We start from the raw sequence: 12550 nt of genomic DNA on the forward strand, positions 1-12550 counted from the left end.
GAGGCCGGCGGTCTCAGGAGTCGCTGAGGCGCTTGAGGGCGCTGCGGACCTTCGCCGGGTCGTTGGTGGGCCAGAAGGGCGGCAGGGAGTCGCGCAGGAAGCCGGCGTAGCGGGCCGTCGCCAGCCGGGGGTCGAGCACCGCGACCACGCCCTTGTCGTGCTGGCTGCGCAGCAGGCGGCCCGCGCCCTGGGCGAGGAGCAGCGCGGCGTGGGTGGCGGCGACCGACATGAACCCGTTGCCGCCCTTGGCGGCGACGTGGCGCTGCCGGGCGGAGCTGAGCGGGTCGTCCGGGCGGGGGAAGGGGATGCGGTCGATGATGACCAGGCGCAGGGAGGGACCGGGGACGTCGACCCCCTGCCAGAGCGACAGCGTGCCGAACAGGCAGGTCGGCTCGTCCTCGGCGAACTGCTTGACCAGCAGCATCGTGGAGTCGTCACCCTGGCAGAGCAGCGGCACGCTCAACCGGTCGCGCAACGCCTCGGTGGCCGCCTTGGCGGCGCGCATCGAGGAGAACAGGCCGAGCGTGCGGCCTCCCGCGGCCTCGATCAGCTCGGTGATCTCCTCCAGATAGGCCTCGGGCAGGCCGTCGCGGCCCGGCTGAGGCAGGTGCTTGGCGACGTAGAGGATGCCGCTGCGCGGGTGGTCGAAGGGGGAGCCGACGTCGATGCCCTCCCACCCGGCCCCGCCCTTGCCGCCCTTGCCGCTCCTGCCCTCCTTCCCCTTCTTCTCGCCCCCCGAGGTCTCTGAGGTCTCCGAGGCCACCGGCGCGGCGCCCCTGCCGCCGCCCAGGCCCCACTGGCGGGCCAGGCCGTCGAAGGCGCCGCCCAGGGCGAGCGTCGCCGAGGTCAGGATGACCGTACGGTCGCCGAAGAGCTTGTCGCGGAGCATGCCCGCCACCGTCAGCGGCGCCACCCGCAGCAGGGGCGGGCGCCGGTCGGTGCCCGCCTCCAGCCAGACCACCTCGGCGCGGTCGACCTCCTCGGCGTGGCCGAAGGCGTCGAGCATGCGCTGCGCGGTGTCGTGGACCTCGTCGAGCGAGGTGAAGGCCGCCCTGCGCAGCCCCGCGCCCTCGGGGTCGTCCTTGTCGCCGTTGCGCGGGCCGAGGGCGGTGATGCACGCCCACGCCGCGTCGCGGATCAGGGCGAGCGTCATCCCGAGCACCTGGGGGAGCTCGTCGAGGCGCCCGGCGGGGGCGGCGGCGAGCAGGGCCTTGAGGTCCTCGCCGCTCTCCATGAGCCGGTCGGCGAGGTGCTGCTCGATGAGCTTGCCGACCCGCCGCGCGGCCACCGAGACCATGGTCTCCGACAGCTCGCCGCTGACCACGGAGGTGACGCGGTCGACCAGCTCGTGGGCCTCGTCGACCACGACCACCTCGTGCTCGGGCAGGAGCGGGAAGTCCTCCATCGCGTCGATCGCGAGCAGCGCGTGGTTGGTCACGACCACGTCGGACTCGCCGGCGCGGGCGCGGGCCAGCTCGGCGAAGCACTCCATGCCGCTCGGGCAGCGCGTGGCGCCCAGGCACTCCCTGGCGCTGACCGAGAACTGCCGCCAGGCCTGCTCGTTGACGCCGGGGACGAGCTCGTCGCGGTCGCCGGTTTCAGTCTCGTTCGCCCACTCCTGGATGCGCTGGACCATCCGGCCCGTCGCGTTGACCTCCCGGGGGTCGAAGAGCTGCTCCTGCTCCTCGTCGGGCCACCCCGCGCTCGCCTTGTAGCGGCACAGGTAGTTACGGCGGCCCTTGAGGATCGCGAACGACGGCTCGTGCGGCAGCTGCGGGGCGAGCGCCTTGGCGAGGCGGGGCAGGTCGCGGTCGACGAGCTGGCGCTGGAGCGCGATGGTGGCGGTGGAGACGACCACGGCGCCCTTGGAGGTCATCGCGTGCCTGATCGAGGGGATCAGGTAGGCGAGCGACTTGCCGGTGCCCGTGCCCGCCTGCACGGCCAGGTGGTCGCCCGACTCGATCGCGCGCTGCACCGCCCTCACCATGGTGATCTGGCCGGGGCGCTCGACCCCGCCCACCGCCTCGACGGCGGTGCTCAGCAAATCCTCAACCGGGGGAATATCCACCTTTGAGGAGACGTCTTCGGATGGGGCGATGGAGTCGGTCGGCACGACAGCCAACCGTACCCGTTCGGCCCGACAGTCGCGGCTGCTCCGGCGAGTCGCGGCGTGGACGCATACCCGTATTCCGGGACCCGGGGTTCACGTCGCATGGCAAACTGGCGGGATCACCCGGCTCACCAATCCTCGTAAGGTCAAGGGAAGGGCTACCGCTCTGGTGCCGCTGAGGCGGAAGATGGGGACGGAAAGACTGGTTCGGTAGGGTTTCCCGAGGTCGAGTGGACGAATAAAGGCTGGTTAAAGCAACATGTCTTCCATGTCGGAAGTTGTCCCGTTGCCGTCGTTCGGCGAGGTGTTCTTTGACGAGCGTGGCCAGGAGCGGGTGCTCCGGGTCACCTGGCACGAAGGCACGTTGGTGCTGAGCCTGTGGCGCGGCGAGATGTGCACCGCGAGTTTCCGCATGCCCATGAGCGACGTGGGGCGCCTGGTCGACACCCTTGACGAGGGATTCGTCGAGGCCGGGGGGCAGTATCCCGACGAGGTGGGCGAGCCCGCCCGCGCCGAGCAGCCCCCGCAGGCCGAGCCGCAGGCCTACGGCGAGTATCCGGGCACCGGCCAGTACGCCCGGCCCCGGCCCGAGGACTACGCCCAGCCGCAGCAGTACCCCGACCCGGCCGGCCACGTCCCCTCGCCGCTGGACGAGCCCCGCCAGGTCGCCGCCCTAGGCCCGAACGACGTGCTCGTCGCGCGGGGCGTGGTGCCCCCGCTGGACCGATCCGACCGGCCCCAGGACCGGATGCCTCCCGGGTACGGCTCCTCCGACGCCGTGCCGCGCGAGAACATGATCGTGAACGACTCCCTGCCCTACGGGCAGCCGCAGCCCGTCGAGCCGCTCGGTGCCGGTCCCGTCCCCGGCGAGTCCCCCTACCAGCTGCCCGGCGACCGCTACCCGCCCGCGCAGCCCCCGTACGGCACCCAGCAGCCCGACCCGTACGCCGCGCCGGTCCACCCCGATTCGTACGCCCCGCCCGTCCCGCAGCCCGACCCCTACGCCGCCCCGCCCGTCCCGCAGCGGCCCGACTCCTACGCCGGGCCCGCCGACCGGTTCGGCGGGCAGGGCCCCGACCCGTACGGCGTGCCGCCCCAGCCCCGGCCCGTCGACCCGTTCGCGCCCCCGGAGAGCCGGCAGAAGCCGGCCGCCCCGTTCACGCCGCGCCCCGACCAGTTCTTCGGCCAGTTCGCCGAGTCCGCGCAGCGGCCCGAGCCCGACCCCTACGGGCAGGGACAGCAGAACTCGACCGACCCCTTCGGGTTCGCCGCCCAGCAGCAGTCCGCCTACGGCAACGCGCAGGCCGACCAGTACGGCGGCGGCTACCCGCCCCCCGCGCAGCCCGATCCCTACGCGTTCGGCGGCCGGCCGCCCCAGCAGGCCGGTCACCCGGCCGACCTGCGCGACCTGTACGGCTCACCGCCCTCGTACCCGCAGCAGGACGTCGACCCGTCCGACCCGCTGGGCCTGCTCGGCCAGGCCGCGCCCGCGGCGCCCGACCAGAGGCTGCCCCGCCCCTACGTCCAGGATCCGCCGCCGCACTCCACCGGCGAGAGGCTCCGTCCCGAGCAGCACTACGACGAGCGGTACGACGACCGCCGCCGCGACGACCGTCAGTACGACGAGGGGCGCCAGTACGAGGGCGGGCGCCGTGAGGGCCGCCGTCGCGACGACAGGGGCGACCGCGACTGGTGATCTGACCGGTGACCTACCCGCGGGGCCCGGCGTCGCCGGACCCCGGTCGCGAGCTCGCCGCCGGAGAAGATAGCGTGTGGCGTCCGCCGGATACGTGGTCCGGCGCCGTGTGGCGGTCTCGGCCGTCCCGGGCGGTTCGCGAGGCGCGCCGGGGCACGTAGGCTGATCGATCCCTATCGGGCGGGGTGGCGTGGACGAGTCGACGGTGCTGCAGATGCTGGCCGTTTCGGTCGTCGGGATCGCCGTGGCCGCGGTGGCCCGGCGCAGGGGATGGCCGGCGCCGCTGCTGCTGGTGCTCGCCGGGGTGGTGCTGTCGCCGTTCGTCCCCACCTACGAGCTCGACCCCCAGCTGGTCCTGCTGGTCTTCCTGCCCCCGCTGCTCTACTCGGCGGCGATCGACAGCTCCTACCTCAGGCTCAAGGACTTCCGCAGGCCGGTCGCGCTGCTCTCGGTCGGCCTGGTGCTGTTCACCACGCTGGTCATCGGGTGGGTCACCCACCTGCTCCTGCCCGAGCTGCCGCTCGCCGCCGCGTTCGCGCTGGGCGCGATCGTGGCCCCGCCCGACGCGGTCGCCGCCGTCGCCGTGGCCCGCAGGCTCGGGCTGCCCCGCAAGGTGGTCACCATCCTGGTGGGGGAGAGCCTGTTCAACGACGCCACCGCGCTCACCGCCTACCGGGTGGCCATCGCGGCCGCGGTCGGGCAGGGCATCACCTGGCAGGACGCCGCCCTCGACTTCGCCCGCTCCGCGGCGGGCGGCGTGGTGATGGGCCTCGCGCTCGCCTGGGTGCTGACCTGGGTGCTGGTCCGGGTGCGCGACGCGCTCGTCGAGAACACCGTCATGCTGCTCATCCCGTTCGCCGTCTACCTGGCGGCCGAGAGCGTGCACGTCTCCGGCGTGATCGTCGTGGTGATCGTCGGCCTCTACATCGGCCACCGCATGCCCAGGGCGGCTTTCGGCACCCGGCTGCTGTCCGACGCGGTCTGGCGGGTCCTCGACTTCTTCCTGGAGACGGTCGTCTTCGCGCTGATCGGCCTGCAGATGTGGCCGATCATGCGGGGGCTGGAGTGGGGCGACGGGTGGAAGCTCGCCGGGATGGCGCTCGCCGTCTTCGCCGCCGCGGTGGTCGCCAGGGTGGTCTGGGTCGTGCCCAGCATCTACCTGCCCCGGATGCTGTCGAAGAAGGTCCGCAGGACCGAGACCCACGCGCCGACCTGGCAGAACGTGACCATCGTGAGCTGGGCGGGCATGCGCGGCGTGGTCTCCCTGGCCGCGGCCTTCGCCATCCCGCAGACCTTCCCCGGCCGCGACCTGCTCCTCTTCCTCACCTTCTCGGTGGTGATCGGCACCCTCCTCGTCCAGGGGCTGACGTTCCCGGCGCTGATCCGCAGGCTGAAGGTCTCCAACGAGCGGGAGACCTACACCGACAACCTCGCGGAGGCGGCCGCGCAGCAGGCGGCCGCCTCGGCCTCGCTGGCCCGGCTGGACGAGCTGGTGGCGGAGGGCGTCGACGAGGTCCACCGGGAGGTCGTCGACCAGCTCAGGTCCCGCGCCGAGCGCCGTACCCTCACCGCCTGGGAGCGCCTGGGCGGCGGCACGGGGCAGGAGGGGGCGGAGACGCCGAGCAACGTCTACCGGCGGCTCCGCCGGGAGATGCTGACGGTGGAGCGCGACGTGTTCGTCCGCCTCCGCGACGAGCGGCGCATCGACGACGAGGTGCTCCGCCGGGTCCTCCACGAGATCGACTTCGAAGAGGCCACCCTGGAGCGCGACTAGGAACGGCCCGGAGGCTCCACGGCTGACAGGGCGAGGCGTGGCGATGTCCCCTCGGAGACTTCGCCGGGTTGTCTGATCGCGGCATCGCCCACCGCCCGCCGGAACGGTTGGTCAGTCCGCCGCCGGGCGCCATCGGGCGCCGGCTCGCACCGCCCCGGCGCCACTGACGATACCGACGGCGACGGCGAGCGTCCCGGCCCCTGCCGCGCTCGCCGCGAGCAGGTTCCAGGAGAACACTCCGGCCTCTGTCATGGCGACGAAGAACGTCCCCTGCCAGGCGGCCACGCACACCCCGAAGACGACGGCGATCATTGTGGGTAGGGTCAGGTTCCAGAGCGCGACTCCCAGCAGGAATCTCCGCCGTTCGCTGAGGATCGCCAGCGGCGCGACCGCGGTCGTGAAGACGAGGAACTCGGCGGCCGAGCTGAAGGCCACGGCGAGAGACAGGACCGCCAGCATGAGGACGGTGAGCAGTTTCACCCAGTTGGCCATGGCGGCCAGCCGATCGGCGCCGAGGAGCCAGCTGTCATAGGGCCGTCTCACTTCGGCCATTCCGAAGGCCCGGTGTGCCGTCTCCTTCACCTGCGCGGCCATGTTCGCCGATTCCACGGGAGAGACCACGGCGAGGCTGTCGGCCGTTCTCGTGGCGCCGGGGACGTTTCCCTCCCGCAACTCGGTGCTGCCGCTGTGGCCGACGAACTGTCCCAGGACGACGGCGCGGACATCGCCATCCGCTATACGGAACGAAGGTGCGGGACACGTGATGCCGAGTGATCGGATCGCCGCGCATGATCCGTGAAGCACGGCCGCGTCCGCAGGCCCCTTCGCGCTGGTCACCAGGAACAGGTTCGCCGTCCTTGGGAGGGAGTGCCGGAAGGCGTTCACCGTCCCGGGGGCCATCGACCGAGGAGTGACGACCAACACCGAGTCGTGGAGCTGTTCTTTCATGACCTGGGCGTTCTGGCTTGATTCACCCAGGCGGCTTGACCAGACCTGAGCTTGGGTGATCACGCCAAGCCCAATGACGATCACTGCCACGAGCCGGACGACGACCCCGGGGCGGGCGTGCGTCCAACGGCCCGCGACCAGCGCGTCACCGCGACCCGTCCGTGTTCCGAAGGAGGCGGCGGACTGCCCCCAGCGCCGGATCACCACACCGGCGGCAGAGGGCAGCATGCCCCAGAGCAGGGCCGTACCACCGATGTAGGCGAGGAAACTCGCCGCTTTGGAAAGGTAGGGAGTACTGATGATCGCGACCAGGCCCAGGAGGCCGGCATAGAGCCGCCAGCGGGGGATCGTGTCGGCGAAAGTCCGGGGGCGGGTGCTCCTGCCGTCGCCTGTGGCCCGATGGAGCCCCACGACCGTCGACAACGCCAACACACATGCGGCGAACGCCACGAGTGGTAGCGCCCAGGCCCATGCGCGCAGATCTGTGGAGTCGACGACCTGGTCGATCATGGGTATGCGTACGTTCTCCACCGACATGACCGTGTACGGTAATGCCCCCAGAACCGTGCCGATGACGACGGGAACGAGGGCTTCGCCAAGGTTGACCGTCGCCTGGTGACCGCGGCCTCCGCCGAGTGTCGTCAGCAACTGGATGCGTCTGTCTCTGGCGGTCGATCCGCAACGCGCCGCGATGACGAGCAGCACGATGGCCGCGCCGCCGAGGGTGAGACCGATCGTGCCGAGGAGCTGGCCGACGGGCACGCGGTTGAGAGAGTCTCCCATGGGCGTGGATTCCGCTGAGCCGATCTTGGTGATCTTGAGCCAGCCCTGATGGCCGGTGCCGGTGGGGCGCACGTAGGCGAGCCGCTCCGAAGGGGTGGAGAGACCACTGGGGTGAATTGTCCCCGCGAACCTCCCGTACCGGTGGGTGATGCCCTCCACCGCGCCGGCGCGTACCAGTTCCGGCGAGAGGAACGCCTCGCCCGGCTCCGGCCAGCGAGGCAGCCCCGGGGGCGGGGAGACCCCGGATGATCGCGGCTCCACGTACATGACCTGATGAGGGGTCGTCCCGATGGAGTCGCTGCCTCGCCTGTAAAGGGCGATCACGGGACTGTTTCCGCCCCTCGCCACCTCCGCGCCGCGCGCCGTATCACGTCGGTCCCAGCCGTCATATGTCGCGACGACCGCGAGGCCGGACACGAAGACCAGGGTCAGGACAGCCGTGGCGGTGACAAGGGCGGCGAATCGCAACCGGCCGCCCGGTGAACGGATCCCCGCGGTGAGCCCCATCCGGAGCAGGTGGTGCCACAGTGTGCGCCGCCTCATGCGCGGTCTCCGACAAGGCGACCGGCTACCAAGTCGAACCTGCGATCCGCTCGACCCGCGACGGCCTGGTCGTGGGTCACGATCAGCAGTGCGCATCGCCGTCGTCTGGGCAACTCGAAGAGAAGATCGGCAACGGAATCTCTGCTTTCCCGGTCCAGCGCGCCCGTGGGCTCGTCGGCGAGAATGAGCGGCGCACCGGTGATCAGTGCCCGGGCCACGGCCGTTCGCTGTCTCTCACCGCCGGAAAGGTAGGCGGTCGGCGTCTGGCCCGGGGGAACGCCGAGATCGGAAAGGAGGGCTCGAGCCGAGTCGTACGCCGAGCCGCGATCAACCCCCGCGAGAAGGGCGGCGAGCGCCACGTTCTCGACAGGGGAGAGCTCGGGAAGAAGCTCACCGAACTGGAAGACCATCCCCATGTGTTTTCTACGATAGAGGGCCAGCTGTTTCCGTGACAGTCCGGTGACGTCTTCTCCGGCTATCCGGATACGTCCGCTCTTGGGCTTTGTGAGGCCCAGAACGCATGTCAACAAAGTGGTCTTCCCGGTTCCGCTCGGCCCGCAGAGAACCACCGACTCACCCGTGTGGACACTCAGGTCGAGCCCGGTGAAGATTTCTGTGTCCGGAGTGGAGTAACTCAGGTTTTCGATATCCAGCAACGGTGGCCACCGCTTGTGATCCAACACGCACCGCCCTTCCAGAAAAAATGAGATGCCGGGCAGGTGATTCAATCACCTGCTCGGCATCGTCTCTTACATGTTCGAAGGGTGAGGATCGCTTTGGTGGGCCGACCTGTGCGAAAAAGACAGGGTTGCGTCCACGGAGGGAATGCGCGAGTTTCCCGATCGGTATTCCCCGGCCAGTGGATGTGTCCTGGTTTTCGCGGGGACACGTCAGGGTGTCGGTGTGACACTCGCGCACCCGCCGGGACCGTGAAATTCGAGCTGGCCGGACTCGGAGCCCCTCGATGACCGCGTCTTTTCCCGCCATGGGGCGGCGGGACGCCTTTCGGGGTCAGCCCGGCGCCATCCGGTCGGCGGAGAGGTGGGCTCGGGCCAGGGCGAGCCGATCGTCCCGGGGTGACGACACGGGACGTTCGCCGAGGAATCAGCGGGAGAGATGACAACGCAGGCACGGAGCGGAAGCCCCCGCAGGGCGCGCGAACCTCTTGGACGTGCGCGCTTCAGAGGCTTTTCCGATGCGATGCCGCGTCACGTACCCGCAGTGGGTACGTGTCCCGCCGCAATGGCTCCAGGGACGACAGGAATAGTGAAATTTCCGGCAAGGAAGGGCGATGCGTCAGCCGATGACGTTGTCCACGTAGCACCAGCGCCAGTCCTCGCCCGGCTCGAACGAGGCGACGACCGGGTCGGAGGTCTGGTGGAAGTGGGCGGTGGCGTGCTTGCCGGGCGACGAGTCGCAGCAGCCGATGTGCCCGCAGGACAGGCACCTGCGCAGGTGGACCCAGCGGCCGCCCTCGGCCAGGCACTCCTCGCACCCCTCGGGTGTGCGCGGCGGCGGGTCCTGGGCTTGCAGGATGTGCTCACAGGTCGTCATGGTCTCCCCCTCGTGTGACTACAGATGATCGTACGACCACCGGGGCGTTCCGGACTCAGCCCCCCTTCGCGTCCCGGTTCCGGCCTCCTTCGCGTCCCGGATCGCGATCAAGCCGGTCGGTAACGAGCCGGTACGGTACCGCCTGCCGTGGCGGCCCGTTGGGTAGGGTCGGGACATGCGACCCCTTCAGCGACGAATCCCCGTCCTCGCCGCCTCTGCGCTGGCCGCCGCCCTCATCACCACCGGTTGCTCCGAGATCCAGGAGGTGAGCCAGGGCATCGACAAGGCGCAGCAGTGCGTGCAGGCCGCGGGCATCGTCACCGAGACCGCCGCCAAGGTCTCCGGGCTGCTCGACGACCCCGCCGCGATGGAGAAGGCGCTGAACGACGGTGGCGCCAAGCTGGGCGACCTGGCCGACAAGGCGGCCAACACCTCGTTGAAGGAGGCCGCCGAGGGCGTCTCCAGCACCCTGGAGGGCTTCACCGTCACCGACGCCAACAGCGCCGTCGACGCCGCCCAGAAGGTGGCCACCGACTCGGTGCAGTGGGTCCAGCAGCTGACCAACGCCTGCGGATAGTCCCCGCCGCCTCGGTGTGGCGCGGCTACCGCGCCGGCCCCGGAGGTGCCCGCGGGCACCTCCGGAAATCCCGGGTTCTCTAGGGGGAATGTGGTTGAAATACCGTCATTCTTATGAAGACCCAGGACAGTTCATGACCTCTCCGGACCACGAGCCGGATCCCCGGTTCACTCTCGCCAACGAGCGCACGTACCTGACCTGGTTGAGCACGTCGCTCGCGCTGAGCGCGGGCGGAGTGGCCATGGCCGCCGTCTCCGCCGACGTCTTCGTCCCGTGGATGCGCACCCTGCTCGCGGTGGTCCTGGTGTCGCTGTCCGCCCTGGCGGCCGCGATGGCCTACCCTCGCTGGCGCCGCGTCCAGCGAGCCCTGCGCAGCTCCGCCCCGCTCCCGCCCCCCGCCCTCGCGCCCCTGTTCGGGTACGGCGTGGCGACGGTCGCCGTGCTCGCCCTGATCCTCATCCTGCTGTCGCGGTGAGCTTCCGGTGAACAGGCCGTGGGACGCGGGTCTGCAGAGCGAGCGGACCCGCCTCGCCTGGGTCCGCACCACCGCCGTGCTGGCCGTCACCAGCCTGGCCGGCGCGGGTGTCGCCCTGCGCGCCGGCACGCCCGCGGTGGCCGTCATCCCCTTCGTCCCGGCCGTGTTCTGCGCCGTCCTGCTGCTGACCCACACGGGCATCCGCTACCGGCGCGCCCAGGAGGCCCTGCACGGGAGCCGCCCCCTCGACAACCGGGCCGACGCCCTCATCGCCTGGATCGGTACCCTCGCCGCCGTGGCGGGAGCCGTCGCCTTCGTTCTGGAAAGGTTCGGGGGGTAAAAAATGCGGCAAGATATCGCAGCATGTCACGCTTCGATGATCTGCCTGGTTACGCGGCGTCGATCGCTCCGCTGATCGACGCGGTCAACCTTGGCGTTCACATCGCGAGCAGGCCCCTCAGCCGGGAGCTCACCGAGCGTTCCGGCCTCCAGACGGACCTGCTGGTCGATCTCCGATTCGTGCTCCCCGCCAGGCCGCTCACCGCCGTGGGGCTGGCCGCCCTCTACCGCTACAACCCTTTCGACCGGTCGGAGATCGACGTACAGATCGCCCAGGGCACCCTCGTCGAGGACGGCGGCGTGCTGCGCGCCACCGCGACCGCGCTCTCCTTCATCGCCTCCCTGTACGAGGCGCACGCGGCGGTGACCGGCGAGCTGTGGGCCGCCCGGGCCGACCGGCTGCCCGAGCTCGCGGATCTCGCCGGCCGGCTCGTGGAGGCCGGTGCCGTCGCCGGTGGGGGCGCGGCCTTCGCCCAGGCCGCACCGCCCCACGAGCCGGCGGGGACCCCGCCGGGCGTGCTGCTGTTCAACCGGCTCGCCGTGCTGCGCTACCACCGCGCCGACGCGCACGCCGACGCCTGGGCGCGGGCGGGTCTCAGCGCGGCCCAGGTCATCGCCCTGCCCCCGGGGGCCGTCCGCGACCGGATCGAGGCGCAGACGAACCGCCGCGCCGCGCGGCCGTACGCGAGCCTGACCACCCGTGACCGGCAGGCCTTCCTGCTGGGCCTGAGCGCCCTCGACCTGCCCTGAGGCTCTGGGGCCTCAGGGGCTTGGGACGGGTCGCCGGGGGCGCTGGGCGCGCGGGGCGGTTTCTGGAGGCGGCCTGAGCGGCTGTGGGCGGCTGTGGGCGGCTCTGGGCGGCTATGGGCAGTCATGGGCTGCTCTGGCGCGGCGACCGCGCGATCTGGCCGTGTGGTCTGGCCGTGTGGTCTGGCCGTGTGGTCTGGGCGTGTGGCCCGGGAGGTGACGCCCGGGGCTCTGGAGCCCCGGGCGTCAGGAGAGTGTTCCCTTCCCCTGGACACTCTCCGTGCGGGTCAGTACCAGTTGCTCGACCGGAAGTGACCCCACGCGCCGCACGGTGACCCGTAGCGGCTCTTGATGTAGTTCAGACCCCAGTGGATCTGCGTGATCGGGTTGTAGCGCCAGTCCCTGCCGCTGCCGCCCATCTTCGAGCCGGGCAGCGCCTGCGGGATGCCGTACGCACCCGATGAGTGGTTGTACGCGCGGTGGTTCCAGTTGCTCTCCCTGGTCCAGAGACTGTCCAGGCAGCGGAACTGGCTGTGCGGCCACGCTCGGCGGGACACGAGACGATAGGCGATCGTCTTGTTCCTGCCCTTGGCGGTCCTCGCGACCGCTTTCACCCTTGGCTTCACCTGGGTGGCCCAGGTGAGGCGGTACACCGTCCTCGCCGTCCCTTTCCTGGACGTCTCGGAGGCGCTGTCAGCCTGCCCCGTCGCCGGTGGACCGACCATCGCCGAGGCGGTGAGCACGGTCATGACGGTGTTGCGCAGAACGCGGTAGCTGTTCACATGGATCCTTGTCCTCGGGCCGCGTGCGGAAGGCGCGGGAGGGCACGTGCTGCCCTCCCGCGTCCGACGATCCGGCGCCCGTGGCTCGGACGGGGAACGTCCGCGTGGTCTCTCCGGCCTGTTTCCGGCATGAGACGCCGCGGCGATCTCTCTAGGCGGCTTTCTAGTACGCGAGAGCGCGCCGGGCGCCGGATGGGACACGCGAAGGAAAGGTGTTTGCCC

At 70.9% G+C, this 12550-nt stretch carries 11 protein-coding genes; 6 read left to right on the forward strand and 5 right to left on the reverse strand.

The window, feature by feature from the left end; genetic code table 11:
* Positions 1-13 precede the first annotated feature (13 nt).
* Positions 14-2113 carry an ATP-dependent DNA helicase gene (locus ACFFRH_RS40590; RefSeq protein WP_386163123.1) on the reverse strand — a complete coding sequence of 700 codons (2100 nt, stop codon included), beginning with the start codon at positions 2111-2113 and terminating at the stop codon, positions 14-16.
* Positions 2114-2378: 265 nt separating this feature from the next.
* On the opposite strand from ACFFRH_RS40590, the gene ACFFRH_RS40595 reads away from it, so the two are divergent.
* Positions 2379-3806: a hypothetical protein gene (locus ACFFRH_RS40595; RefSeq protein WP_386163126.1), complete on the forward strand. Its 1428-nt coding sequence runs from the start codon at positions 2379-2381 to the stop codon at positions 3804-3806.
* A gap of 190 nt (positions 3807-3996) precedes the next feature.
* Complete coding sequence (locus ACFFRH_RS40600; protein ID WP_386163128.1) at positions 3997-5580, forward strand: Na+/H+ antiporter; 1584 nt, start codon at positions 3997-3999, stop codon at positions 5578-5580.
* 111 nt (positions 5581-5691) lie between these two features.
* Here the strand turns inward: ACFFRH_RS40600 and ACFFRH_RS40605 are convergent, their stop codons facing one another.
* The 3 genes from ACFFRH_RS40605 to ACFFRH_RS40615 form a co-directional block, all read right to left on the reverse strand.
* Positions 5692-7470 carry a hypothetical protein gene (locus tag ACFFRH_RS40605; RefSeq protein ID WP_386163130.1) on the reverse strand — a complete coding sequence of 593 codons (1779 nt, stop codon included), beginning with the start codon at positions 7468-7470 and terminating at the stop codon, positions 5692-5694.
* A gap of 380 nt (positions 7471-7850) precedes the next feature.
* A complete protein-coding gene (locus ACFFRH_RS40610; RefSeq protein ID WP_386163133.1) occupies positions 7851-8510 on the reverse strand; it encodes an ABC transporter ATP-binding protein in 660 nt (219 codons plus the stop codon).
* Positions 8511-9150: 640 nt separating this feature from the next.
* On the reverse strand, positions 9151-9408 hold the full coding sequence (locus ACFFRH_RS40615; RefSeq protein ID WP_386163136.1) for a ubiquitin carboxyl-terminal hydrolase 14: 258 nt from the start codon (positions 9406-9408) through the stop codon (positions 9151-9153).
* Between the two features lie 175 nt (positions 9409-9583).
* On the opposite strand from ACFFRH_RS40615, the gene ACFFRH_RS40620 reads away from it, so the two are divergent.
* The 4 genes from ACFFRH_RS40620 to ACFFRH_RS40635 all read left to right on the forward strand — a co-directional run bounded on the left by ACFFRH_RS40620 (position 9584) and on the right by ACFFRH_RS40635 (position 11549).
* Complete coding sequence (locus ACFFRH_RS40620) at positions 9584-9985, forward strand: DUF8711 family protein (protein ID WP_386163138.1); 402 nt, start codon at positions 9584-9586, stop codon at positions 9983-9985.
* Between the two features lie 133 nt (positions 9986-10118).
* A complete protein-coding gene (locus tag ACFFRH_RS40625; RefSeq protein ID WP_386163140.1) occupies positions 10119-10460 on the forward strand; it encodes a YidH family protein in 342 nt (113 codons plus the stop codon).
* Positions 10461-10467: 7 nt separating this feature from the next.
* Positions 10468-10800, forward strand: a complete 333-nt coding sequence (locus tag ACFFRH_RS40630; RefSeq protein ID WP_344748468.1) for a DUF202 domain-containing protein — start codon at positions 10468-10470, stop codon at positions 10798-10800.
* Positions 10801-10823: 23 nt separating this feature from the next.
* A complete protein-coding gene (locus ACFFRH_RS40635) occupies positions 10824-11549 on the forward strand; it encodes a hypothetical protein (protein WP_344748470.1) in 726 nt (241 codons plus the stop codon).
* A gap of 284 nt (positions 11550-11833) precedes the next feature.
* Here ACFFRH_RS40635 and ACFFRH_RS40640 read toward each other — a convergent pair whose 3' ends face one another.
* A complete protein-coding gene (locus ACFFRH_RS40640) occupies positions 11834-12328 on the reverse strand; it encodes an aggregation-promoting factor C-terminal-like domain-containing protein (RefSeq protein ID WP_386163144.1) in 495 nt (164 codons plus the stop codon).
* Positions 12329-12550 lie beyond the last annotated feature (222 nt).

This window comes from Streptosporangium vulgare, assembly GCF_042428775.1.
GTDB classification, from domain to species: Bacteria; Actinomycetota; Actinomycetes; order Streptosporangiales; family Streptosporangiaceae; genus Streptosporangium; species Streptosporangium vulgare.